Origin of the sequence: Thioclava dalianensis (assembly GCF_000715505.1) — a bacterium.
Classification (GTDB): Bacteria; Pseudomonadota; Alphaproteobacteria; order Rhodobacterales; family Rhodobacteraceae; genus Thioclava; species Thioclava dalianensis.
In genome coordinates this window covers 1-22,516 of the sequence record NZ_JHEH01000004.1, presented here as the reverse complement: position 1 = coordinate 22,516, position 22,516 = coordinate 1, and the positions used below count along the sequence as shown (strand labels likewise).

Sequence of the window (22,516 nt, the reverse complement as noted above, 5' to 3'; positions counted from 1 at the left end):
GTCTCCTTTGCGGCCCTTGGACCGAAGGGGAGAGGAAATGTCAAGTTTGGCGACGTATGCGCTGCTTGGTGAACCATTCGAGCCGCTTTTTCAACTCGCGCTCGAAGCCGCGTTCAACGGGTTGATAGAGCACCGGGCGCGGCATCGTCTCGGGGAAGTAGTTCTGCCCCGAAAACCCGTCTTCAGCGTCGTGATCATAGGCATAGCCCGCCCCAAAGCCCTGCTCGGCCATCAGCTTGGTCGGGGCATTGAGGATATGGCGCGGCGGCGGCTCGGAGCCGGTCTTCTTGGCCGCCGCGCGTGCCGCTTTATAGGCCACATAGCCCGCATTCGATTTCGGCGCGAGCGCGAGATAGAGCACAGCCTGCGCCAGCGCCAGCTCGCCCTCAGGGCTGCCGAGGCGCTCATAGGTGTTCCACGCATCAATACACAACACCTGCGCCTGCGGATCGGCCAGACCGATATCCTCCACCGCCATCCGGGTGATCCGGCGCGCAAGGAAGCGTGGATCCTCTCCGCCCTCAAGCATCCGCGCGAACCAGTAGACGGCGGCGTCGGGATCCGAGCCGCGCACCGATTTATGCAGCGCCGAGATCAGGTTGTAATGCTCATCGCCCGACTTGTCGTATTTCGCCGCGCGCTTCATCAGCCGGGTCGACAGCTGATCGGTATCCATTGGCTTGTCGGTCTTCCAAGCGACGATCTGCTCGATCAGGTTCAACAGCGCGCGCCCGTCGCCATCGGCCATCTCCAAAAGCGCCTCACGCGCCTGACCGGTCAGCGGCAGGGGACGTTCCAGCGCCCGCTCGGCGCGCTGCGCGAGCCGTTCGAGATCCGCAAGATCCAGCCGCTCGAGGATCATCACCTGCGCCCGGCTGAGCACAGCAGCGTTCAGCTCAAAGCTCGGGTTTTCGGTTGTAGCGCCCACCAGAAGGATCGTGCCGTCTTCCATATGCGGCAGGAAACTGTCCTGCTGCGCCTTGTTGAAGCGGTGGATCTCGTCGACGAAAAGAAGCGTGCCCCTGCCCTGCCCGCGCCGCAACTTGGCAGCCTCGAAGACCTTGCGCAGCTCGGGCACCCCGGTGAAAATTGCCGAGATTTGCACGAAAGCTCGGTCAGAGGCATCCGCCAGCAGCCGGGCAATCGTGGTCTTGCCTACACCGGGCGGCCCCCAGAAAATGAGCGAGCCCAACGAGCCCGCCGCTAACATCGCGCCCAGCGGCGCATCTGGGCCGAGCACCTGCTCCTGCCCGATCACTTCCGAGAGCGCACGCGGCCGGATACGGTCGGCCAGCGGGCGCGAAGCCTGCGGCGCGTCAGACGCGGGATCGGAAGGGGTGTCGAACAAATCAGCCATATCACCGCGCAACCTAGTGCGAAGCCCCGATATGGGAAAGCCCCCGCGACATGGCGGGGGCTATGGCGAGAGCGACTATACGCCTCTTTTCGAGGCAAGATCTGAGACCGCCGCGCCCAATCGGTAGAGGATCAATGCATCTTGGTGGCGAGACTGATCTCGACGCAGACATGGTCACCACCAATATCAAGAACCGGGCCATTGGGAACGCAATCGAGCCCGACTCGGCGCGCCAGTCTCGGCGCAGAGCCCGGGATCAACCCGAGCACTTTCGACGCGCCGAACTGACGTGCTGAGATGACCATCTCATGAATGAGTTGGAACTGTACTTTCAGCCGATCTCTCGCCGCGACATGTTCCGAGACGAAAATGCGAGAACATTCCCAGATATGCTCTGCCACAGGGGCCTCTTTGTATAGCAATTGCGATGGGATCGATTCCAACAGGCCTTTTTGCGCGTCGCGGATCATATAAGAATAGATGCCGCATCTATGCGTGGTGGGCGTCAGCCGTACGCCAGCCAGAACCCGGCTGCGATCGTGGACTGCGACCCAACGGCTCGCCGCGGTGTCGTACTGATCAAACTCCATGCCGTCGACCTGAGGCAAATCCCATTGTTTCCAACCGATAAATGTCTGGTGACGCGCGCGAAAAAAATTTGCGAATAGTTCGCCATGATTGTGCAGATTTGCATAGGAAAGAGTTGTCGCTTCCATGAGTGTGTCTCCTTGGGGTAAAAAAACCTGGGAGAGCGCCACGGCAGCTCAGAGCAATCTGTATTCTCGTGCTTTGCGCACCGCCTCAGAGGTGGTTCGGGCTTCAAGTCGAATGCGGGCAGACTTCAACCTCGCCTTAAGTGCGCTTTCCGATATCCCCAGTTTTGCAGCGGCAGCGGCGTGACGATCTCCATTTGAAATGCAAATTAAAGCTTCGACTTGCGGCTTGGTCAGGCCGTCCGAGGGCGTGTTTTCCTCGTGCAGACGCATTGCGATATCCTGCAACCGCAACATCTCTTGATCGGAAAATTCTCGATCCCCCCGACCAATGCCAACCATTGAGCGTGACGAGATAGGGCCGCAGGACGTGCTAGCCCCGAACCGCAAACCGTAAGTAGCAGCTTGCCCAATGACATCGAACGGATCTGGGAGAGAAATTTCGCTCCAACGGGTCACGCCCGTCATACCAATCCCCCAAAAAACCAGAGGATCGCGTAGGTAGAACGCATTTTCGTTGTAAAAAGCCACCCAAGCATCGGGAAACGTGCTGTGATATAGCAATGGCGACGCATGACGAATGTGAAGCCCCACGGTAAACCCAAGTGGGGAAAGGTCTGCTAGCTCTGCTAGCATTTCTCGAGTCGCGCGATTGAAAGACATGTCTTTTTAGATAGTTATAGAAAAATTCAGTCAACTTTAAAGTGCGTTAATCGACCTTCACCTTAACGTAATTAACCATTTTTTTCCGCATAACCTGAGGTAAACAAAGCGCGTGATCACAGCACAGGCGCAACCTGTAGTAATGCGACCACAATCACCCCGGAGCAAATCAAAAAAAATCCCGCCAAACTGGCGGGATTTTGAACCGTTCTGGGGTAGCCGAGCACCGGTGCGGCGCCCGAGAATCAATCCTCAGCAGCCTCTTCGGCTTCGACGCGTGCTTTGTCGCCAGCGCCTTTGGCGGAGACGTCACGGTCGACGAATTCGATGATCGCCATCGGCGCCATGTCCCCGTAGCGGAAACCGGCTTTGAGGACGCGCACATAGCCGCCCTGACGCTCTTTATAGCGCGGCCCGAGGATGTCGAAAAGTTTTGCGACATACTGGTCTTGCTTGAGCTGGCTTGCGGCCTGACGGCGGGCGTGCAGATCGCCGCGCTTGGCAAGGGTGATCAGCTTCTCGATGACCGGGCGCAGTTCTTTCGCCTTGGGCAGGGTCGTCTTGATCTGCTCGTGCTCGATCAGCGAGCCTGCCATGTTGGCGAACAGCGCCTTGCGGTGCTCATGGGTGCGGTTGAGGCGGCGGTAGCCACGTGCGTGACGCATGATGTATCTCCAATATTGCGTTTTGCTTTGTCAGGCCGGCGATGCGTGTCACCGGCTCACCTTGGGGCTTGCGCCCAGATAGTCCCCGGCAGGTCCGGGCATTGCGTGAGGGGCGTTTATCCAACGCCCCTCAATTCGTCAATCAGAATTGGTCTTCGAAGCGTTTGGCCAGATCTTCGATATTTTCCGGCGGCCAATCTTCGACTTCCATCCCGAGATGCAGACCCATGCCCGAGAGCACTTCCTTGATCTCGTTGAGCGACTTGCGCCCGAAGTTCGGCGTGCGCAGCATCTCGGCTTCGGTTTTCTGGATCAGATCGCCGATATAAACGATGTTGTCGTTCTTGAGGCAGTTGGCCGAACGCACGGAGAGTTCCAGCTCGTCCACTTTCTTGAGCAGAAGCGGGTTGAACTCGAGGCCGTCGTCCTGATCTTGCTTGCCTGCCGATTCCGGCTCGTCGAAGTTGACGAAGATCGACAGCTGGTCTTGCAGGATGCGGGCGGCGAATGCGACTGCATCATCTGCAGAGAGCGACCCGTCGGTCTCAACCTTCATCGTCAGCTTGTCATAGTCGAGCACCTGACCCTCACGGGTGGGCTGGACCTCATAGGCAACCTTCTTGACCGGCGAGTAGATCGCATCGACCGGGATCAGACCGATCGGGGCATCTTCGGGACGGTTCTTGTCGGCAGCGACATAGCCTTTGCCGGTGTTCACGGTCAGCTCCATGAACAGATCCGCGCCGTCATCGAGGTGGCACACGACATGCTCTTTGTTGAGCACCTCGATACCTGCCGTCTCAGTGATGTCGCCTGCGGTGACAACGCCCGGCCCCTTGGCCGAGATCGAAAGACGCTTGGGCCCTTCGACATCCATGCGCAGCGCCACGCCCTTGAGGTTGAGAACGATATCCGTCACGTCCTCGCGCACACCGGCAACCGACGAGAACTCGTGCAGCACGTTGTCGATCTGAACGCTCGTGATCGCGGCGCCCTGAAGCGAGCTGAGCAGAACGCGGCGCAGTGCGTTGCCGAGCGTCAGACCGAAGCCGCGCTCGAGCGGTTCGGCGACGATCGTCGCCTGACGCAGCGGGTCATTGCCCGGCTTGACGTCCAGTTGCGTGGGCTTGATCAATTCGGCCCAATTCTTGTGGATCATGCGATTGCCTCCATACTTGTCCCAGACCCATGTCCAAAGTCGGGACGCCCGAGGAAAAACCGAAAAAACACGCCCGGGCCGCGCGGATAGTCCGCACGGCCCGGCCGCTGAAATTCAAATCAGACGCGGCGACGCTTCGGCGGGCGACAGCCGTTATGTGCGATCGGCGTCACGTCGCGGATCGAGGTCACGGTCAGACCGACCGCAGCCAGGGCGCGAAGAGCCGACTCACGACCCGAACCCGGGCCCTGCACTTCAACGTCGACAGTTTTCAGACCATGATCCTGCGCTTTTTTGGCAGCGTCTTCAGCAGCCATCTGAGCGGCGTAGGGGGTCGATTTCCGCGAACCCTTGAAGCCCATCGTGCCAGCCGAGCTCCACGAGATCGCGTTGCCCTGCACGTCGGAGATCAGGATTTTGGTGTTGTTGAACGAAGAATTCACATGGACGACGCCAGTGGCGATATTCTTGCGTTCCTTGCGCTTAGCGCGAACCTTTTCACGAGCCATTGTCTCTGCCTCCCCTTACTTCTTCTTGCCAGCGATTGCTTTCGCCGGACCTTTGCGCGTGCGCGCATTCGTATGGGTGCGCTGGCCGCGCACGGGCAGGTTGCGGCGATGACGCAGACCGCGGTAGCAGCCCAGATCCATCAGACGCTTGACGTTCATCTGCACTTCGCGGCGCAGGTCGCCCTCGACGGTCAGATTGGCGTCGATATATTCGCGCATTGCGAGAACTTCGCTGTCAGACAGCTCGTTGACGCGGCGAGCGAGATCAATGCCAACAGCTTCGCAGATTTGACGTGCGGTATGTTGACCGATCCCGGTGATGTAGGTCAGTGCGATCGGGACGCGTTTCCCGGTCGGAATGTTGACGCCAGCAATACGTGCCAAAGCGTTTATCCTTTCGTTGCGAGCCCGTAACCCCAGGCCCTTTTTTCACAACACAAAGCCCGAAACTGGCGCTTCGGGCCCGCGACTGCTTTCCCTAAAGAATCTTCCCCACGGAGAAATGATTCTAGCAAGAGACGCCGTGACCTAGAGGGAAACACCCACAGCGTCAAGAGCCCGACCGCGTTTGAGAGAAATTAACCAGAACCCGGTATGGAAAATGCGCGCCACAGGGGCGCGCAATCCAATCTCGATCTCTCAAGACGCCTCAGGCGCTCAATCGCCTTGCTGATCGAGCACACGGGCAATCGCCCCCGCGACCTCCCCGATCTCGGCCAGCCCGTCGACCTGAAACAGATCGCCGGAATGGTAATAGTAACCAAGCAGCGGCGAGGTCTTCTTGTAATATTCCATCAGGCGGGTGCGCAGGCTGTCGGCATTATCGTCGGCCCGGCGCTTGAGATTGGTCGAACCGCACACATCGCAGGTGCCTTCGACTTTGGTCGGCTTGGTCTTGTCGTGATAGACCTCGCCGCAATTGCCGCAGGTGAACCGCCCGGTGATCCGCTCGACCAGCGCCTCGTCATCGACCTTCATCTCGACCACGGCATCAAGCTTTTGCCCCATCCGCGAGAGCGAGTGCCCCAGCGCATCAGCCTGAGCCAGCGTGCGCGGGAAGCCGTCGAAGATGAACCCCGTACCCTCGTCGGCGGCGAGCTTCTCTTCGATCAGACCGATCACGATCTCGTCGGTGACAAGCTGCCCCTTGGCCATGACCTCGGCGACCTTGTTGCCCATCTCGGTGCCGGACTCTTTCGCTTCGCGCAGCATGTCCCCGGTCGAGAGTTGCACCATGCCCCGCTCTTCAACGAGACGGCGTGCCTGAGTGCCCTTGCCCGCTCCGGGCGGGCCAAGAAGGATAATGTTGGTCATAAAGTCTCTCCCCGGAATATTCGCTCAGCGGCGCGCGGGCGGCTTGCGCGGCCCCTTTTTCTTGCCACGACCACGCAGCTGCGACCGCTCGATGAGCCCCTCATATTGATGGGCCAACAGATGCGACTGGATCTGGTTGATCGTATCCATCGCCACCGACACCACGATCAGCACCGAGGTGCCGCCGAAATAGAACGGGATCGAGAGTTGCGAGCGCAGGATTTCGGGCAACAGGCAGACCGCGGCGAGATAGGCAGAGCCGATGATCAGGATGCGCGACACGACGTAATCGAGATACTCCTCGGTCTTCTTGCCGGGACGGATGCCCGGAACGAAGCCACCTTGGTTCTTCAGATTATCGGCCACCTCGTCAGATTTGAACGAGACGTTGGCGGTGTAGAAATAGGCGAAGAACACGATCATCGCGACGTAGAACAGCAGATAGAGCGGCTGTCCGGGGCCGAAATAGGCAAGGATCGTCGACATGATCGGGCCGGTATTGGAGCCCGAGAAGGTCGCGATTGTCGTCGGCAACAGCAGCAGAGAGCTGGCGAAAATCGCCGGGATCACGCCTGCCGGGTTGACCTTGATCGGCAGGTGGCTGGAGCCGCCATCATAGATCTTCATACCGACCTGACGGCGCGGATACTGAATATGGATCTTGCGCAACGCGCGTTCCATGAACACCACGAAGGTGATCACCACCGCGATCATCACGATAACGCCAAGGATCACAGGCGTCGAGATCGCCCCTGCCCGGCCCTGCTCAAGGAAGCGTGCCAGAGCGGCGGGAATTTCGGCCACGATGCCGGTGAAGATGATCAGCGAGATGCCGTTGCCAATGCCGCGCGCAGTGATCTGCTCGCCCATCCACATCAGAAACATCGTGCCGCCAACCAGCGTGATCACCACAGCTGCGATGAAGAACAGGCCCGGATCATGCGCCAGATCGCCTTTCTCAAGGCTGACCGCCAGACCCCAGGCCTGGAAGGTGGCCAGAGCCACTGTGGCATAGCGGGTGATCTGGTTGATCTTCTTGCGCCCCTGCTCGCCCTCTTTTTTCATCTGCTCCAGCGCCGGGACCAGAGCGGTCAGGAGCTGGACGATGATCGAGGCCGAGATATAGGGCATGATGCCGAGCGCGAAGACGCCCATCCGCCCCAGCGCACCGCCGGTGAACATCGAGAGGACACCTCCCAGACCCGAGCCTGCGCTTTGCATGAAGTTGCGCAAAGCCTGCGCGTCGATGCCCGGGACCGGAATGTAGGTGCCCAAACGGTAGATGATCAGCAACCCGATCGTGAACAAGATGCGCTGGCGAAGCTCGGTCGCTTTGCCCAGGGCGTTCCAGCTCAGGTTCGCCGCCATTTGCTCTGCAGCAGATGCCATATGCCTGTCTCTTTCATGTAAGCAGCCGCCAGACCGTTTCCCGGTCGGGCGGCGCCTTGGAAAACTAAGACTGTGTAATCGGGCGCGCGCCCGCTCACAACAGCTTATTCGGCAGCGTGAGCCACCGTGATCTTGCCGCCCGCCTTCTCGACCGCTTCAATCGCGGATTTCGAGGCGCCGGTGACGACCAGCGTCACCTTAGAAGTCAGATCACCCTTGGCCAGCACCCGAACGCCATCAAGCTTGCGGCGCACAACACCGGCCGCGATCAGCGCGTCCTCGGTGATGTCGGATTTGATGTCGAGTTTGCCGGCGGCGATGAACTGCTCGATCTGGCCGAGGTTCACAACGCTGAATTTCTTTGCGTTCGGGGGCGTAAAGCCACGCTTGGGCAGACGACGATAGAGCGGCATCTGGCCACCCTCGTAGCCGTTCAGAGCCACGCCCGAGCGCGATTTCTGACCTTTGATACCACGGCCACCCATCTTGCCCTTGCCCGAACCCGGGCCGCGGGCGACGCGCTTTTTCTTCTGGGCCGCGCCGTCATTATCGCGCAGTTCATGCAGTTTCATGTCGCTTCTCCTTGCCGGAACACCACCCTGAAGCGAAATCGGTGGGACACGGCGTTTCATGTTTGATTCTGATGCGGCCATCAGGCCACCGTGGGCGTATAGAGGGAATGCGATCCGCGATCAAGGGCCGACCGCTGGCGATCTCAGCTTGCGGTAAGGCTGAGCACTCCCAGCGCCTGAAGCCCGCTGAGAACCGAGTCCACCGCCACTGTGGCAAGGATGATCCCCATCACCCGGCTGACCACATTCGCACCGGTATTGCCGATCAGCCGCTTGAGCGGCTTGGCGGCGAGCAAGAGCGCCAGCGTCACCAACAGGACCGCCAGCAGCAAAGCCCCCGTCATTATCTGATCCGAGATCGTGTTCCGGTGATTGTCGGTCAGGATCACTATGGCCAGCATGGCTCCCGGCGAGGCAATCGAGGGGATCGCCAGCGGGAACACCGCCCCCGAGAGATGATCGCGCTCGGCCTCCTCGATCTCTCGGGCGGATTTCCCCTCGCCAAAGATCATCGTCATTGCAAAGAGGAACAGCACGATCCCACCCGCAATCTGGAACGAGCCCAGACGCAGGCCAATCGCCTCGATCACAATCTGGCCGAAGATCAAAAAGAACGCGAGCACCACCGTTGCGATCAGGACCGCGCGCAGCGCAAAGCGCCAGTGCAGCTTGTCGGGCACGTGGCGGGTGGCGAAATAGAATACCGGCAAGGTGCCGATCGGATCGACCACCACCAAAAGCGTCACGAACTCACGGAGCATTACGCCTGGATCCAAATGCTTAACCTCATTGCTTTACCGCCTCCCCTGTCTCTTCCTTGCCGAGCCGCGCGAGATTCGGCAAGGCCTAGCCCCCCTCCCCGGCTCCGCCCCCCCCCCGGCGGAATGACGCATGAGAGCGCGCGCATGCGGAGGGCCGCCAGAACGTAGGCGCTGAATGTGAAAACGCCCCGGCTGATCCAGCCGGGGCGTCTCTAACACTCGAACGAAGCTGAAGCTCAGCCGCGCTCTTCGATGATGCTCACCAGATGCGGGATCTTGGCGACCATGCCGCGCACGGCGGGGGTGTCTTCAAGCTCGCGGGTGCGGTTGAGCTTGTCGAGGCCCAGACCCTTGAGGGTCGCGCGCTGGATCTGGGGACGACGGATCGGCGAGCCGATCTGCTTGACTACGATGGTTTTGGCCATTGTCCGGTCTCCTTACGCTTCAGCGGCTTCGGCGGCGGGCGCCTCGGCAGCTTCCGGCTTTTTCAGGATGTCGGCGACTTTCTTGCCACGGCGGGCTGCCACCTGACGGGGGCTGGCCTCTTTGCCAAGCGCGTCGAGCGTCGCACGGATCATGTTATAGGGGTTCTGCGAACCGATCGACTTCGCGACCACGTCCTGAACGCCCAGCATCTCGAACACGGCACGCATCGGACCACCTGCGATGATCCCGGTACCAGCCGGTGCAGTCCGCATCACGACTTTACCAGCGCCATGACGGCCCTCGATGTCGTGGTGCAGGGTGCGGCCATCGCGCAGCGGCACGCGCATCATGTTGCGCTTGGCCGACTCGGTGGCCTTACGGATCGCCTCGGGGACCTCTTTGGCCTTACCCTTGCCGAAGCCGACGCGGCCACGCTGGTCACCGACCACCACGAGAGCTGCAAAGCCAAAGCGCTTACCACCCTTCACGGTTTTCGAAACGCGGTTAATCGCGACTAGGCGATCTGCGAATTCCGGGGTCTCGTCACGGTCGTCGCGACGGCTCCGGCGGTTGTCACGTTCTGCCATCAGGCAAATCCTTTCGTGATGGCGTGGTCTCACGCCGTTGTTTTCAATCCAAGTGAGGCCCCGCGATAGGGACACCCCCGGATCATCGGGGGGACGCGAACGTCCCCCGCAAGATCAGAACTTCAGACCGCCTTCGCGGGCTGCATCGGCAAGCGCCTTGATCTTCCCGTGGAACAGGAAGCCGCCGCGGTCGAAATAGCACTCTTCGACACCGGCTTTCTTGGCACGCTCGGCAATCGTTGCGCCGACTTTGGTCGCCGCTTCGACGTTGTTCTTGCCCACGAGGCCGAGATCTTTCTCGAGCGTCGAAGCAGAAGCCAGCGTCACACCGTTGACGTCGTCGATCAGCTGAACGCTGATGTTCTTCGACGAGCGGTGCACCGAAAGACGCGCACGGCCATTGGCCATCCCGCGCAGTTTGTTCCGGACGCGCAAGCGGCGCTTGAGGAACAGATTTCTCTTGTTGTTCGCCATTTTCGCGCCCCTTACTTCTTCTTACCTTCTTTGCGGAAGATATACTCGCCCTTGTAGCGAATGCCTTTGCCCTTATAGGGCTCGGGTGCGCGCCACTCGCGGATGTTGGCCGCAACTTGGCCCACCTGCTGCTGGTCGATACCTTCCACAACGACTTCGGTCTGCTTGGGGGCCGTCACGGTGACGCCCTGCGGCACTTCGAAGTTCACCTCGTGCGAGTAGCCGAGCGACAGTTTCAGGACATTGCCCTGCATCTGTGCGCGGTAACCAACGCCCTGGATCTCAAGCTCCTTGCGGAAGCCCTCGGTCACGCCTTGAACGAGGTTTGCAACCTGGCTGCGGGCAAGACCCCACTGCTGGCGCGAACGCTTGGACAGGCCACGCGGGGTGACTTTGACGCTGTTGTCTTCGACCGTGATGGTCACATCGTCGGTTGCGGTGAAGCTCCGGGTGCCTTTCGGCCCCTTCACTTCGATGGTCTGGCCCGACAGGGACGCCGAAACGCCGCTGGGAAGCTCGACCGGTTTTTTACCAATACGAGACATTGAGCCCTCCTTAGAATACGGTGCAAAGCACTTCGCCGCCAACATTGGCAGTTCGTGCATTTGCATCCGACATCACGCCCTTGGAAGTCGAGACGATGGACACGCCCAGACCTTGACGAACCGAGGGCACGTCTTTCGCGGCCATATACACGCGACGACCAGGGGTCGAGACGCGCTTGAGCTCGCGGATGACGGGAGTGCCTTCGTAGTACTTCAGGCTAATTTCAAGCTCCGGGTGGCCATTGGCCGACGAAGCAGCTTCATAACCGCGAATGTAACCCTCGTCCTTGAGCACATCGAGAACCCAAGCACGCAGCTTGGAGGCCGGGGTGCGGACGGTGGATTTACCGCGCATTTGCGCGTTGCGGATGCGGGTCAGCATATCGCCGAGAGGATCGTTCACAGACATATCTCGGTCTCCCTTACCAGCTCGACTTCACCATGCCGGGGATCTGGCCGTAGGAGGCCAGTTCGCGCAGCATGATCCGCGAGAGTTTGAGCTTACGGTAGTAAGCATGGGGGCGGCCGGTCAGTTCACAACGATTGTGAAGGCGGACTGCCGATGAGTTGCGGGGAAGCTCCGCGAGTTTCAGAGACGCTTTGAAGCGCTCCTCCATCGGGCGGTCCTGATCCGCGATGATTTCCTTGAGCGCGGCGCGTTTGCCTGCGTACTGTTTGACCAGACGCTGACGCTTCACTTCGCGCGCTACCATGGATTTCTTAGCCATTACTCTTCTCTCCCCGCGATCAGCTGTTGAACGGCATGTTGAAATGCTTCAACAGCGCCTTCGCTTCGGCATCCACTTTGGACGTGGTGCAGATGATGATGTCCATGCCCAGAACTTCGTCGACTTTGTCGAATTCGATTTCCGGGAACACGATGTGCTCTTTGAGGCCCATGGCGAAGTTGCCACGACCATCGAAGGACGGCTTCACGCCGCGGAAGTCGCGCACGCGCGGCATCGCAACGTTGATCAGACGATCGAGGAATTCATACATCCGGTCGCCACGCAGCGTGACTTTGCAGCCCAGCGGCATGTCTTCACGGACGCGGAAGCCAGCGATCGACTTCTTCGCCATCGTCATGACGGCCTTCTGACCGGCGATGAGCGTCAGCTCTTCGGCAGCCTGTTTGACCTTCTTGGTATCCTTGACGGCCTCGCCAACACCCATGTTCAGGACGATCTTGTCCAGACGCGGGATCATCATGGCGTTCTTGTAACCGAACTCTTCGGTCATCGCAGCGCGGATGCTGTCGTTATAGACAGCGCGCAGGCGCGGTGTATAGCTTGCTTGATCGAGCATCAGATCGCCTCCCCGGTGGTTTTGGCGAAACGCACCTTCTTGCCGTCTTCCTCACGGAAGCCGACGCGGGTGGCTTTGCCGTTCTTGTCCATGAGCGACAGGTTCGACAGGGCAATCGGCATTGCCTTGGGCTGACGCCCACCCTGTTCGGTCTGGCTCTGACGGGTGTGACGGATCGCAACGTTCACGCCATCGACGATGGCTTTGCCAGCTTTCGGCGAGACGGAGGTGATTTCCCCCTGCTTGCCTTTGTCTTTGCCAGCGAGAACGATGACCTTGTCACCTTTGCGGAGTTTAGCAGCCATTACAGCACCTCCGGAGCAAGCGAGATGATTTTCATGAAGCTCTTGGCGCGCAGTTCGCGCACAACCGGCCCGAAGATACGGGTGCCGACCGGCTCGCCATTGTTGCCAAGGATGACAGCGGCGTTGCGGTCGAAGCGGATGGCGGTGCCATCTTCGCGGCGAACTTCTTTGGCGGTGCGCACGACGACGGCCTTACGGACGTCACCTTTCTTTACGCGGCCGCGCGGGATGGCTTCCTTGACGGAAACGACGATGACATCGCCGACCGACGCATAGCGACGGTGCGAACCACCCAGGACCTTGATGCACTGAACTCGGCGAGCGCCGGAGTTGTCAGCAACATCCAGATTGGTCTGCATCTGGATCATTTAGGTGTCTCCCGACCTTTGGGGATGCCCGTGCAGTTCAGGGACCCCAGGGTTTCGATTAAGCCGAAACGGCGTGGGGCCCTCAGGCCGTCACAACCGTCCAACGCTTGGTCTTCGAAATCGGCGCGCATTCTTCGATACGAACAATGTCACCGGTTTTGAATTGATTTGCCGCATCATGGGCGCGGTATTTCTTCGATTTCCGGATCGTCTTTTTGAGAACCGGATGCGTGAAGCGACGCTCGACCGAAACGGTGATCGTTTGGTCGTTCTTGTCCGAGGTCACGGTGCCTTGCAGAATACGTTTGGGCATGGAAGCTCTCCTTAGTTCGCGGCTTCAGCAGCTTTTTGGTTCAAAACGGTATTGATCCGCGCAACATCGCGGCGAACTTTGCGCATACGCGCGGTGTTCTCGAGTTGACCGGTGGCTTGCTGGAAGCGGAGGTTGAAGGCTTCCTTTTTCAGCGAAACGAGCTGGTCTTTCAGCTCATCAGGCGTCTTCGCCTTGAGTTCTTGGGCGTTCATCCCTTGGTCCTTTACTTGGCATCAGCGGGCCCCTCACGGGTGACCCAGTCTCTGATGGGTTATGTCGGTCCTGTCTCCAGGAACTTGGGGCATCTAGCAGAGCGAATCGTATATGGCAAGGATTGATTGGCCTTCGCGCTCCGATAGCGTAGGACAGACCCAAATCGCCACCCAAATGCACGAGCACCCCCATGTCCCAGACCGAGTCCCTCTTCGTCACCCGCCTGTACCGCGCGCCGCTCTCCGACGTCACCCCGGCCGTCGATCCAGCCGAGCTGGACGCCTCATGCTATGCCATCGCCGAGGATGACGAGGCCGGCCAACAATGGTGCGAGGATAACGACTATCCGGGCTATACCAGCTACGCATCCCTGACCGATCTGCCATGGCGCTTCCCGATCTTCAAGGATCTGGTCGATGCGCTGGACAAACATGTCGCAGCCTTTGCCGAGGATCTGCAATTCGATCTCGGCGAGGGCAAGCTGGTGCTGGAGGATCTCTGGATCAACATCCTGCCCGAGGGCGGCACCCATAGCTCGCACATTCACCCACATTCGGTGATCTCGGGCACCAGCTATGTCGCGATGCCCGAGGGCGCCTCGGCGCTCAAGCTCGAAGATCCGCGCCTTGCGATGATGATGGCCGCGCCCACGCGGATCAAAGCCGCCCGGCGCGAGCTGCAACCCTTCATCTATGTCAAACCCGAGATCGGCGAGGTGCTGCTCTGGGAAAGCTGGCTGCGCCACGAGGTGCCGATGAACATGTCCGAAGAGAACCGGATCTCGGTGAGCTTCAACTATAAGTGGGTCGAGTAGCGCCCCGCCCCCCTTGGCACGCACGCCTGCCTGCGTTACGAGGCGCTTTCCCGGTCGCAGCCTACCCGGGTAACAAAACAAGGGTAAACATATGAAGACGATTGTTATCTGCTCCGGCGGCCTCGATTCCGTGTCTCTTGCGCATATGGTCGCGCAAGAGCGAGAGCTGACCCGCCTGATCTCCTTCGACTATGGCCAGCGCCATCGCAAGGAACTCGACTATGCCGCGCTTTGCGCACAGCGCCTCGGCGTGCCCCATGATGTGATCGACCTGCGCGCGATCGGGGCGGCGCTCAGCGGCTCTGCACTCACCGATGATATCGACGTGCCCGACGGCCATTATGCCGAAGAAAGCATGCGCATCACCGTCGTGCCCAATCGCAATGCCATCATGCTCACCATCGCCTTTGGCGTGGCCGCCGCGCGCGGCGACGCTGCGGTCGCGACAGCCGTGCATGGCGGCGATCATTTCATCTATCCCGATTGCCGCCCCGCCTTCACCGAGCAGTTCGAGGCGATGCAGAAAGCAGCGCTGGACGGCTATGCGGATGTGTCGCTCTACACGCCTTTCGTGCACCGCACCAAGGCCGATATCGTGACCGAAGGCGCGCGCCACAACACGCCCTTCGCGCGGACATGGTCGTGCTACAAGGGCGGCACCCATCATTGCGGACGCTGCGGCACCTGCGTCGAGCGGCGCGAGGCGTTCCATCTGGCGGGCATCCCGGACCCCACCACCTATGAGGATCTGACGTTCTGGGCCGAGGCCATCGCCCGCAAGGAGCGCGCGTGATGTACAAGATCAGCAAGGAGTTCCACTTCTCCGCCTCGCACCAGCTCAGCCACTTGCCCGATGACCACCAATGCGCCCGGCTGCACGGCCACAACTACGTCGTGGTCGTAGAACTGGCAGCCGCCGAGCTGAATGCCGACGGCTTCGTGCGCGATTATGGCGAGCTGAAGCCGCTCAAGAGCTATATCGACGCGCAGTTCGATCACCGGCATCTCAACGAGGTCATGGAGCGCCCCAGCACTGCCGAAAACATGGCCCGCCATTTCTACGACTGGTGCGTCGCGCGCTGGCCCGAGACCTCTGCCGTGCGGGTCAGCGAAACACCCAAGACCTGGGCGGAGTACCGGCCATGAGCCGCCTGCGCATCGCGGAGATCTTCGGCCCGACGATCCAGGGCGAAGGCGCGCTGATCGGAGAGCCCACGGTCTTCGTGCGCACCGGCGGATGCGATTACCGGTGCAGCTGGTGCGACAGCCTGCACGCGGTCGACCCCGCCCACCGCCACCTGTGGCAAGCGATGACAACCGACGCCGTCTGGGCCGAGATCACACGCCTCTCACGGGGTCGCCCGCTCACCGTGTCGCTCTCCGGCGGCAACCCCGCCATTCAGGACTTCACGGCGCTGATCGCACTTGGCCAGGCACAGGGCTACCGCTTTGCCTGCGAGACCCAAGGCTCAATCGCCAAGCCGTGGTTTGCGCAGCTCGACACGCTCGTGCTCAGCCCCAAGCCGCCCTCAAGCGGCGAGAGCGTCGACTGGCCCGCGTTCGACGCCTGCCTGAGCGCGGCCAAGGGGGCCGCCCAGATCGTGATGAAGATCGTGATCTTCGATGAGACTGATTACGCTTGGGCGCGCGCCGCCACTGATCGCTATCCCGCCCTCCCGCTCTATCTGCAACCCGGCAACCCCGAGGTCGACCCAGCCACCCCGGTCAATCCGCAAGACCTCTCCGACAGGCTTTTGTGGCTGGTGGACAAAACCATGGCCGATGGCTGGTTCGCCCCGCGCATCCTGCCCCAGCTTCACGTCCTGCTCTGGGGCAACAAGCGCGGCGTCTAGCCCCACAGCTCAAGCGTCTCGCCCCTTCATCTTGACCGAAAATACCTCGGGGGTGAATTCGGCGCAGCCGAAGAGGGTGCAGCGCCCCCGGCCTTCCCCCACCCAAAGCAAAAGCCCCCGCCGATCGCTCGGCGGGGGCTTTTGTCTATCTGTCTTACGAACCGATGCGGGATCGCAGCTGCCAAGGGCAGCTACGCCCTTTACCAGTCCTGACGCTCGACGATGCGGCAGGCGACCGAGAGTTTCGCGGCGCCAAGGCGCAGGGCCTCGCGAGCGATGGTCTCGTTGACGCCGTCGATCTCGAACATCACGCGGCCGGGCTTGACGCGGGCGGCCCAGTAATCGACCGAACCCTTACCTTTACCCATCCGAACTTCGGTCGGCTTCGCGGTCACCGGGGTATCCGGGAAGATCCGGATCCAAACACGGCCCTGGCGCTTCATGTGGCGGGTGATCGCGCGGCGAGCCGCCTCGATCTGACGCGCCGTGACACGCTCGGGAGCGGTGGCCTTGAGGCCGAAGTGACCGAAGTTCAGGTCGAAACCGCCTTTGGCTTCGCCGTGGATCCGGCCTTTATGCACTTTGCGGAACTTCGTCCGTTTCGGTTGCAACATGACTAACTACTCCCTCAGCGATCGCGGCGCGGGCCGCGCGGTGCCGGACCCTCTTGGGCCTCAGCATGCTTGCGGTCGCGTGCTTGCGGATCATGTTCCATGATCTCGCCTTTGAAGATCCAGACCTTCACCCCGATGATCCCGTAAGGGGTCGTGGCTTCGGACAGCGCGTAATCGATATCGGCCCGCAGCGTATGCAGCGGCACACGGCCTTCGCGATACCATTCGGTGCGCGCAATCTCAGCCCCGCCGAGGCGGCCGCCGACATTCACACGGATCCCGAGAGCACCCATGCGCATCGCGTTCTGAACCGAGCGCTTCATGGCGCGACGGAACGAGACACGACGCTCAAGCTGCTGTGCGATCGACTCGGCGACAAGCTGCGCGTCCAGCTCCGGCTTGCGGACCTCGACGATGTTGAGATGCAGCTCGCTGTCGGTGAAGTTCGCCAGCTTGCGGCGCAGCGACTCGATGTCTGCGCCTTTCTTGCCGATGATGACGCCCGGACGTGCAGCGTGAATGGTCACGCGGCATTTCTTGTGCGGACGCTCGATGATGACACGGCTGACGCCGGCCTGCTTGGCTTCCTCATGGATGAACTCGCGGATCTTGATATCCTCGAGCAGGAGGTTGCCGTAGTCTTTGGTGTCGGCATACCAGCGGCTGTCCCAGGTGCGGTTGACCTGGAGGCGCATGCCGATCGGATTGACCTTCTGACCCATTACGCTTGCTCCTCGATCTGACGCACCTTGATGGTGATTTCCGAAAACGGCTTCATGATCTTGCCGAAACGACCACGTGCCCGCGGACGGCCACGCTTCATCACCAGGTTCTTGCCGACCCAGGCTTCGACGACGACGAGCTCATCCACGTCAAGACCGTGGTTGTTCTCGGCATTGGCGATTGCCGATTGCAGGCATTTCTTGACGTCGCCCGCGATCCGCTTTTTCGAGAAGGTGAGGTCGGACAGAGCCTTGTCCACCTTCTTGCCACGGATCATCGCAGCCACCAGATTGAGCTTTTGCGGCGAGGTCCGAAGCATTTTGGTCTTGGCCATTGCTTCGTTGTCCGCCACGCGGCGCGGATTCTTTTCCTTACCCATGACGATTACTTCCTCTTGGCTTTTTTGTCGGCCGCATGCCCATAATAGGTGCGGGACGGCGAATATTCACCGAATTTCTGACCGATCATCTCTTCGGTGACGTTCACCGGGATGTGCTTATGGCCATTGTAGACCCCAAAGGTGAGGCCCACGAATTGCGGCAGGATGGTGGAACGGCGCGACCAGATCTTGATCACATCGCTTTTGCCCGACTCGCGCGCTTTTTCTGCTTTCTTAAGCAAAAAGGCGTCAACGAAAGGGCCTTTCCATACAGAACGAGACATATCTTAGCGACCCTTCTTCTTCGCGTGACGCGAACGCAGGATGTACTGGTCCGTCTTCTTGTTGACGCGGGTACGCTTACCCTTGGTGGGTTTGCCCCACGGCGTCACCGGATGACGGCCACCCGAAGTCCGACCTTCACCACCACCATGCGGGTGGTCGATCGGGTTCATTGCAACACCACGAACGGTCGGACGCACGCCCATATGGCGCTTACGACCCGCTTTGCCGAGGTTTTGGTTGGAGTGATCGGCGTTGGACACGGCACCGATGGTGGCCATGCATTCCTGACGCACGAGACGCAGCTCGCCCGAGGACAAGCGCAGCTGTGCGTAGCCACCGTCACGACCCACGAACTGGGCGTAGGTGCCTGCGGCGCGCGCGATCTGACCACCTTTGCCGGGCTTCAGCTCGACATTGTGGACGATCGTACCGATGGGCATGCCGGAGAAGGGCATTGCGTTGCCCGGCTTCACGTCATGCTTCGCACCTGCATACACCTTATCGCCAACAGCGAGACGCTGCGGGGCGAGGATGTAGGCCTGCTCACCATCTTCGTAATTGATCAATGCGATGAAGGCGGTCCGGTTGGGATCGTATTCGATCCGCTCGACGGTGCCAGGAACATCGAATTTGCGACGTTTGAAGTCGACGATGCGGTAGAGACGCTTGGCGCCACCACCCTTGTGCCACATCGTAATCCGCCCGGTATTGTTCCGGCCACCTGTCTTGGTCAAACCCTGCGTGAGGGCTTTGACCGGACGGCCTTTCCAAAGCTCCGAACGGTCGATCAGAACCAGCCCACGCTGGCCCGGCGTCGTTGGCTTATACGACTTGAGTGCCATGCTTTCTGTCTTCCGTTGCTTTGCGGCGAGTTGCCCCGCCTATGATTGGTATAGGGCCCCTAAGGTCCCCGAATGCAAAAATCACCGGCCCCGGAACGAATCCGAGGCCGCGAGACTGGCGCGTAGCTAGCAGGGTTGGCGGGGGCTGTCTATAGGGCAGAGGCGCAGAACGCGCATAGACGGGGCTGAGCCTCAATTTTTCTGCGCGATCCCAAGTGCAGCCATGCCCGAAAGGGCTCGACGGAGCTCGCAACGCTTGGACAGGCGGCACAAACCGCACCCTTGAACGATGGCACTGCGCGCATCCTTGCGCAAGGCCCCGCCCTGCCGATTCCTCCCTACGGACCGTTTTCTCTTCCACATACGGGCTGTACACTCGCGCAAAACACAAGACCGAGGAGCAGAGCGATGCACAGGATCAAACAAGGCGCGCTGGTGGCGCTGACAGCCGTGACCCTCGCCCTGCCCGCGCAGGCGGGCTGGCGCGACACATACGAGGTCTACGGCGTTCATGGCGAGGATATGCTCAAGCTGCGGATGGGACCGGGCGTGGGCTATAACGTGATCGTGGGGCTACCCAACGGCACCGAGGTGCTGGTGAAGTCATGCGAGCGGATCGGCAACACCCGCTGGTGCAAGGTGGCGCTCAAGGCCGCTCAGGGACTGACGGGCTATGCCTCTGACAGCTACCTGCGCAAAAAATGAGACCCGCGCGCGTGGGGCCCCTGCCCTGCGCGCTCCGCCCCAATGCTCGCCCCCCATGCGAAAAGGCCCCCGCTTGCGCGAGGGCCTTTCCAATTCCTGACATCTAAACCGGATCACAGACCGGTGGAGACGTCGATCGTGTTGCCCTCTTCGAGCGTCACATAGGCTTTCTTCACGTCCGAACGGCGACCGGGGGTGCCGCGGAAACGCTTGGTTTTGCCTTTGATGATGGTGGTGTTAACCGCCTTCACCTTGACGCCGAACAGCGTCTCGACAGCCTCTTTGATCTGCGGCTTCGAGCTGTCTTTCGACACTTCGAAAACCACGGCACCGTGCTCGGAAGCCATCGTGGCTTTCTCGGTGATGATCGGCTTGACGATGACGTCGTAATGCTCGGGCTTTGCGCTTACTTCTGACTTGCTCATTTCAGACGAGCCTCCAGTGCTTCGATACCCGCCTTGGTGATCACCAGGGTGTCACGGCGAAGGATATCATAAACGTTGGCACCCATCGAGGGCAGCACGTCGATGCCTTCGATGTTGCGCGCGGCTTTGGCGAAGTTTTCGTTCACCTCGGCCCCGTCGATCACCAGCACGCGCTTCCAACCCAATTCCTTGGCCGCTTTGGCCAGATCTTTGGTTTTGGCACCTGCCATCTCGATGTTCTCCAGAACGATGAGATTGCCGGTCGCGGCTTTCGACGACAGCGCATGCTTCAGACCGAGCGCCCGGAACTTCTTGGGCAGGTCATGGGCGTGGCTGCGCGGGACCGGGCCTTTGTAGACACCACCCTTGCGGAAGATCGGAGCCTTGCGCGAGCCGTGGCGTGCGCCGCCCGTGCCCTTCTGGCGATAGATCTTCTTGGTCGAATAGGACACGTCCGCACGGCCAAGCGTCGAGTGAGTGCCGGCCTGTGCTTTCGCACGCTGCCAGCGCACCACACGGTGCAGGATGTCCGCGCGCGGCTCGAGCCCAAAGATTTCGTCGGCGAGGTCGATCGAACCGGATTTCCCGGCGTCGAGTTTGATTACGTCGAGTTTCATTCTTTGTCTCCCTCAGGCGCTGCATCGCCCTCGGCCTTGTCGGCCTCGATCGATGCTTCCGCGGCTTTCAGCGCAGCTTCTTCGGCAGCAGCGGCTTCGGCTTCAGCGGCCTTGCGGGCTGCTTCTTCCTCAGCAGCAGCGGCGGCAGCAGCCTCTTCGGCAGCTTTCGCAGCGGCTTCAGCAGCCGATTTCAGCGCAGCCGGGTAGATGATGTTCTCGGAGAGCGGCTTTTTGACCGCATCCTTGACCGTCACCCAACCGCCCTTGGCGCCGGGAACCGAACCTTTGACCATGATCAGGCCACGGTCGGCATCGGTTTTGACCACTTGCAGGTTCTGCGTCGTCACGCGGGCAGCACCCATGTGACCGGCCATTTTCTTGCCTTTGAAAACCTTGCCCGGGTCCTGACACTGACCGGTCGAACCATGCGAGCGGTGGCTGATCGAGACGCCGTGCGTCGCGCGAAGACCACCGAAGTTGTGGCGCTTCATCGCACCGGCAAAACCCTTACCGATCGAGGTGCCCGCGATATCCACGAACTGACCTTCGAAGTAGTGGTTTGCGGTGATTTCTTCACCAACCTCGATGAGGTTTTCTTCTGCAACGCGGAATTCCGCGACCTTGCGCTTGGGCGCCACATTCGCCTTGGCGAAGTGACCGCGCATGGCGGCCGTCGTGCGCTTGGCTTTCGCCTCGCCCGCACCAAGCTGAACAGCCGTGTAGCCATCCGTGCTGGAGGTGCGCTGAGCAACGACCTGCAATTTGTCGAGTTGAAGAACGGTCACCGGAACCTGCCGGCCGTCTTCAAGGAAAAGCCGGGTCATGCCCAGCTTCTTGGCGATTACACCAGTCCGAAGCATTGTGACCCTCCTTACACCTTGATCTCGACGTCGACACCGGCCGCGAGGTCGAGCTTCATCAGCGCGTCCACGGTTTGCGGGGTCGGATCGACGATGTCGAGAAGACGCTTATGCGTACGGATTTCCCACTGGTCGCGCGACTTCTTGTCGATGTGCGGACCACGGAGAACCGTGAATTTCTCGATTTTGTTGGGCAGCGGAATGGGTCCGCGGACCGTGGCACCCGTGCGCTTCGCGGTGTTGACGATTTCCTGGGTGCTGGCGTCCAGCACACGGTAATCGAACGCCTTGAGCCGGATGCGGATATTTTGGCCGTTCATGTGTCATGCCTCTCGCATGGCGTGAAGGTTGAGAGGCAGGCGACACCTCATGCGTGCCTGCATCGAACCTTTAATCTTGGCAGATTAGAGGCGTCCCCTACGGGCCTCGCCTGAGTCTGTCAAGAGCAAATGGTGCGCCTCTCGACGCACCATTCAGTTTCAGCATCAATGTCAAAGCCCGGGGCCGAAAAACCGGCCCCGGAGCCAGCGATAGGTCGAAGCCCCGCGCCAATGCAAAAGGGCCGCCCCGGAGGGCGGCCCTTCACAAAAGCGATCTGATCTCAGATCACTTGAGGATTTTCGAGACGACGCCTGCGCCGACGGTGCGGCCGCCTTCGCGGATTGCGAAGCGCAGACCGTCTTCCATCGCGATCGGTGCGATCAGCTCGACTTCGAACTTCAGGTTGTCACCCGGCATGACCATCTCGGTGCCCGAGGGCA

General features: G+C 60.5%; 37 protein-coding genes. 5 read left to right on the top strand and 32 right to left on the bottom strand.

Translation table 11 applies throughout. The features are described 5' to 3' along the window. Nucleotides 1–40 precede the first annotated feature (40 nt). From DL1_RS04355 to rpmC, 22 genes are all read right to left on the bottom strand, one after another. The gene (locus tag DL1_RS04355) at nt 41–1,357 is read right to left on the bottom strand and encodes a replication-associated recombination protein A (protein WP_038063059.1); all 1,317 of its coding nucleotides are present in this window, start codon (nt 1,355–1,357) and stop codon (nt 41–43) included. A gap of 131 nt (nt 1,358–1,488) precedes the next feature. Then, nucleotides 1,489–2,073, bottom strand: a complete 585-nt coding sequence (locus DL1_RS04350) for an acyl-homoserine-lactone synthase (RefSeq protein WP_038063056.1) — start codon at nt 2,071–2,073, stop codon at nt 1,489–1,491. 48 nt (nt 2,074–2,121) lie between these two features. Then, nucleotides 2,122–2,733 carry an autoinducer binding domain-containing protein gene (locus DL1_RS04345; protein WP_038063053.1) on the bottom strand — a complete coding sequence of 204 codons (612 nt, stop codon included), beginning with the start codon at nt 2,731–2,733 and terminating at the stop codon, nt 2,122–2,124. Nucleotides 2,734–2,978: 245 nt separating this feature from the next. Beyond that, nucleotides 2,979–3,398 (bottom strand): 50S ribosomal protein L17, encoded by a 420-nt coding sequence (gene rplQ / locus DL1_RS04340; RefSeq protein ID WP_038063050.1) that lies wholly within the window; start codon nt 3,396–3,398, stop codon nt 2,979–2,981. A gap of 142 nt (nt 3,399–3,540) precedes the next feature. Next, complete coding sequence (locus tag DL1_RS04335; protein WP_038063047.1) at nt 3,541–4,557, bottom strand: DNA-directed RNA polymerase subunit alpha; 1,017 nt, start codon at nt 4,555–4,557, stop codon at nt 3,541–3,543. Between the two features lie 119 nt (nt 4,558–4,676). Then, nucleotides 4,677–5,066 (bottom strand): 30S ribosomal protein S11, encoded by a 390-nt coding sequence (gene rpsK / locus DL1_RS04330; protein WP_038063044.1) that lies wholly within the window; start codon nt 5,064–5,066, stop codon nt 4,677–4,679. A gap of 15 nt (nt 5,067–5,081) precedes the next feature. Beyond that, nucleotides 5,082–5,450: a 30S ribosomal protein S13 gene (rpsM, locus tag DL1_RS04325; RefSeq protein WP_038063041.1), complete on the bottom strand. Its 369-nt coding sequence runs from the start codon at nt 5,448–5,450 to the stop codon at nt 5,082–5,084. Between the two features lie 273 nt (nt 5,451–5,723). Continuing rightward, nucleotides 5,724–6,380 (bottom strand): adenylate kinase, encoded by a 657-nt coding sequence (locus tag DL1_RS04320; RefSeq protein ID WP_038063038.1) that lies wholly within the window; start codon nt 6,378–6,380, stop codon nt 5,724–5,726. A gap of 24 nt (nt 6,381–6,404) precedes the next feature. After that, entirely contained in the window at nt 6,405–7,769 is a 1,365-nt protein-coding gene (secY, locus tag DL1_RS04315; protein ID WP_038063036.1) for a preprotein translocase subunit SecY, read from the bottom strand. 104 nt (nt 7,770–7,873) lie between these two features. Beyond that, nucleotides 7,874–8,341 carry a 50S ribosomal protein L15 gene (gene rplO, locus DL1_RS04310; RefSeq protein WP_038063034.1) on the bottom strand — a complete coding sequence of 156 codons (468 nt, stop codon included), beginning with the start codon at nt 8,339–8,341 and terminating at the stop codon, nt 7,874–7,876. A gap of 143 nt (nt 8,342–8,484) precedes the next feature. Beyond that, the gene (locus DL1_RS04305) at nt 8,485–9,102 is read right to left on the bottom strand and encodes a MarC family protein (protein WP_038063031.1); all 618 of its coding nucleotides are present in this window, start codon (nt 9,100–9,102) and stop codon (nt 8,485–8,487) included. 236 nt (nt 9,103–9,338) lie between these two features. Then, nucleotides 9,339–9,527, bottom strand: a complete 189-nt coding sequence (gene rpmD / locus DL1_RS04300) for a 50S ribosomal protein L30 (RefSeq protein WP_038063028.1) — start codon at nt 9,525–9,527, stop codon at nt 9,339–9,341. A 12-nt stretch (nt 9,528–9,539) separates the two neighbouring features. Next, a complete protein-coding gene (gene rpsE, locus DL1_RS04295; protein WP_038063025.1) occupies nt 9,540–10,115 on the bottom strand; it encodes a 30S ribosomal protein S5 in 576 nt (191 codons plus the stop codon). A 114-nt stretch (nt 10,116–10,229) separates the two neighbouring features. Next, the gene (rplR, locus tag DL1_RS04290; protein ID WP_038063022.1) at nt 10,230–10,589 is read right to left on the bottom strand and encodes a 50S ribosomal protein L18; all 360 of its coding nucleotides are present in this window, start codon (nt 10,587–10,589) and stop codon (nt 10,230–10,232) included. Nucleotides 10,590–10,600: 11 nt separating this feature from the next. After that, complete coding sequence (rplF, locus tag DL1_RS04285; protein ID WP_038063020.1) at nt 10,601–11,134, bottom strand: 50S ribosomal protein L6; 534 nt, start codon at nt 11,132–11,134, stop codon at nt 10,601–10,603. A gap of 10 nt (nt 11,135–11,144) precedes the next feature. After that, the gene (gene rpsH / locus DL1_RS04280) at nt 11,145–11,543 is read right to left on the bottom strand and encodes a 30S ribosomal protein S8 (RefSeq protein ID WP_143081648.1); all 399 of its coding nucleotides are present in this window, start codon (nt 11,541–11,543) and stop codon (nt 11,145–11,147) included. A gap of 13 nt (nt 11,544–11,556) precedes the next feature. After that, nucleotides 11,557–11,862: a 30S ribosomal protein S14 gene (gene rpsN / locus DL1_RS04275; protein WP_038063018.1), complete on the bottom strand. Its 306-nt coding sequence runs from the start codon at nt 11,860–11,862 to the stop codon at nt 11,557–11,559. 19 nt (nt 11,863–11,881) lie between these two features. Next, a complete protein-coding gene (gene rplE / locus DL1_RS04270) occupies nt 11,882–12,439 on the bottom strand; it encodes a 50S ribosomal protein L5 (RefSeq protein WP_038063014.1) in 558 nt (185 codons plus the stop codon). Further along, nucleotides 12,439–12,744 carry a 50S ribosomal protein L24 gene (gene rplX / locus DL1_RS04265; protein ID WP_038063011.1) on the bottom strand — a complete coding sequence of 102 codons (306 nt, stop codon included), beginning with the start codon at nt 12,742–12,744 and terminating at the stop codon, nt 12,439–12,441. Before rplX ends, rplE begins: the two co-directional genes overlap by 1 nt. Beyond that, nucleotides 12,744–13,112, bottom strand: coding sequence for a 50S ribosomal protein L14 (gene rplN / locus DL1_RS04260; protein ID WP_038063008.1), 369 nt, complete (start codon nt 13,110–13,112; stop codon nt 12,744–12,746). The genes rplX and rplN overlap by 1 nt, the downstream gene beginning before the upstream one ends. A gap of 82 nt (nt 13,113–13,194) precedes the next feature. Then, nucleotides 13,195–13,425 carry a 30S ribosomal protein S17 gene (gene rpsQ, locus DL1_RS04255; RefSeq protein ID WP_038063005.1) on the bottom strand — a complete coding sequence of 77 codons (231 nt, stop codon included), beginning with the start codon at nt 13,423–13,425 and terminating at the stop codon, nt 13,195–13,197. Between the two features lie 11 nt (nt 13,426–13,436). Next, on the bottom strand, nt 13,437–13,637 hold the full coding sequence (gene rpmC, locus DL1_RS04250) for a 50S ribosomal protein L29 (RefSeq protein ID WP_038063003.1): 201 nt from the start codon (nt 13,635–13,637) through the stop codon (nt 13,437–13,439). 191 nt (nt 13,638–13,828) lie between these two features. On the opposite strand from rpmC, the gene DL1_RS04245 reads away from it, so the two are divergent. The 4 genes from DL1_RS04245 to queE all read left to right on the top strand — a co-directional run bounded on the left by DL1_RS04245 (nt 13,829) and on the right by queE (nt 16,305). Next, complete coding sequence (locus DL1_RS04245; RefSeq protein WP_038063000.1) at nt 13,829–14,452, top strand: 2OG-Fe(II) oxygenase family protein; 624 nt, start codon at nt 13,829–13,831, stop codon at nt 14,450–14,452. Nucleotides 14,453–14,543: 91 nt separating this feature from the next. Continuing rightward, nucleotides 14,544–15,245: a 7-cyano-7-deazaguanine synthase QueC gene (queC, locus tag DL1_RS04240; protein WP_038062997.1), complete on the top strand. Its 702-nt coding sequence runs from the start codon at nt 14,544–14,546 to the stop codon at nt 15,243–15,245. Further along, nucleotides 15,245–15,598 carry a 6-carboxytetrahydropterin synthase QueD gene (gene queD, locus DL1_RS04235; protein WP_038062994.1) on the top strand — a complete coding sequence of 118 codons (354 nt, stop codon included), beginning with the start codon at nt 15,245–15,247 and terminating at the stop codon, nt 15,596–15,598. The genes queC and queD overlap by 1 nt, the downstream gene beginning before the upstream one ends. Beyond that, nucleotides 15,595–16,305, top strand: coding sequence for a 7-carboxy-7-deazaguanine synthase QueE (gene queE / locus DL1_RS04230; protein WP_038062991.1), 711 nt, complete (start codon nt 15,595–15,597; stop codon nt 16,303–16,305). Before queD ends, queE begins: the two co-directional genes overlap by 4 nt. Nucleotides 16,306–16,505: 200 nt before the next feature. Here the strand turns inward: queE and rplP are convergent, their stop codons facing one another. Genes rplP through rplB form a run of 5 tightly spaced genes read right to left on the bottom strand, consistent with a single transcriptional unit; the run spans nt 16,506 to nt 19,148 of the window. Continuing rightward, complete coding sequence (gene rplP / locus DL1_RS04225; protein WP_038062987.1) at nt 16,506–16,919, bottom strand: 50S ribosomal protein L16; 414 nt, start codon at nt 16,917–16,919, stop codon at nt 16,506–16,508. Between the two features lie 14 nt (nt 16,920–16,933). Beyond that, nucleotides 16,934–17,641, bottom strand: coding sequence for a 30S ribosomal protein S3 (rpsC, locus tag DL1_RS04220; protein ID WP_038062984.1), 708 nt, complete (start codon nt 17,639–17,641; stop codon nt 16,934–16,936). Beyond that, on the bottom strand, nt 17,641–18,021 hold the full coding sequence (gene rplV / locus DL1_RS04215; RefSeq protein ID WP_038062981.1) for a 50S ribosomal protein L22: 381 nt from the start codon (nt 18,019–18,021) through the stop codon (nt 17,641–17,643). The genes rpsC and rplV overlap by 1 nt, the downstream gene beginning before the upstream one ends. Nucleotides 18,022–18,026: 5 nt before the next feature. Beyond that, complete coding sequence (rpsS, locus tag DL1_RS04210) at nt 18,027–18,305, bottom strand: 30S ribosomal protein S19 (RefSeq protein WP_038062978.1); 279 nt, start codon at nt 18,303–18,305, stop codon at nt 18,027–18,029. A gap of 3 nt (nt 18,306–18,308) precedes the next feature. After that, on the bottom strand, nt 18,309–19,148 hold the full coding sequence (gene rplB / locus DL1_RS04205) for a 50S ribosomal protein L2 (protein ID WP_038062975.1): 840 nt from the start codon (nt 19,146–19,148) through the stop codon (nt 18,309–18,311). A gap of 408 nt (nt 19,149–19,556) precedes the next feature. Between rplB and DL1_RS04200 the strand changes: the two genes are divergently transcribed. Next, nucleotides 19,557–19,853 carry an SH3 domain-containing protein gene (locus tag DL1_RS04200; RefSeq protein ID WP_038062972.1) on the top strand — a complete coding sequence of 99 codons (297 nt, stop codon included), beginning with the start codon at nt 19,557–19,559 and terminating at the stop codon, nt 19,851–19,853. A 113-nt stretch (nt 19,854–19,966) separates the two neighbouring features. Here DL1_RS04200 and DL1_RS04195 read toward each other — a convergent pair whose 3' ends face one another. The 5 genes from DL1_RS04195 to DL1_RS21155 form a co-directional block, all read right to left on the bottom strand. Continuing rightward, nucleotides 19,967–20,278 carry a 50S ribosomal protein L23 gene (locus tag DL1_RS04195; RefSeq protein ID WP_038062969.1) on the bottom strand — a complete coding sequence of 104 codons (312 nt, stop codon included), beginning with the start codon at nt 20,276–20,278 and terminating at the stop codon, nt 19,967–19,969. Beyond that, nucleotides 20,275–20,895, bottom strand: a complete 621-nt coding sequence (gene rplD / locus DL1_RS04190; protein ID WP_038062966.1) for a 50S ribosomal protein L4 — start codon at nt 20,893–20,895, stop codon at nt 20,275–20,277. Before rplD ends, DL1_RS04195 begins: the two co-directional genes overlap by 4 nt. Continuing rightward, nucleotides 20,892–21,755, bottom strand: coding sequence for a 50S ribosomal protein L3 (rplC, locus tag DL1_RS04185; RefSeq protein ID WP_038062963.1), 864 nt, complete (start codon nt 21,753–21,755; stop codon nt 20,892–20,894). The genes rplD and rplC overlap by 4 nt, the downstream gene beginning before the upstream one ends. Nucleotides 21,756–21,766: 11 nt before the next feature. Further along, the gene (gene rpsJ / locus DL1_RS04180; protein ID WP_038062960.1) at nt 21,767–22,075 is read right to left on the bottom strand and encodes a 30S ribosomal protein S10; all 309 of its coding nucleotides are present in this window, start codon (nt 22,073–22,075) and stop codon (nt 21,767–21,769) included. A gap of 286 nt (nt 22,076–22,361) precedes the next feature. Then, a partial coding sequence (locus DL1_RS21155; protein WP_487044143.1) for an EF-Tu C-terminal domain-related protein occupies nt 22,362–22,516 on the bottom strand: 155 nt, incomplete at its 5' end.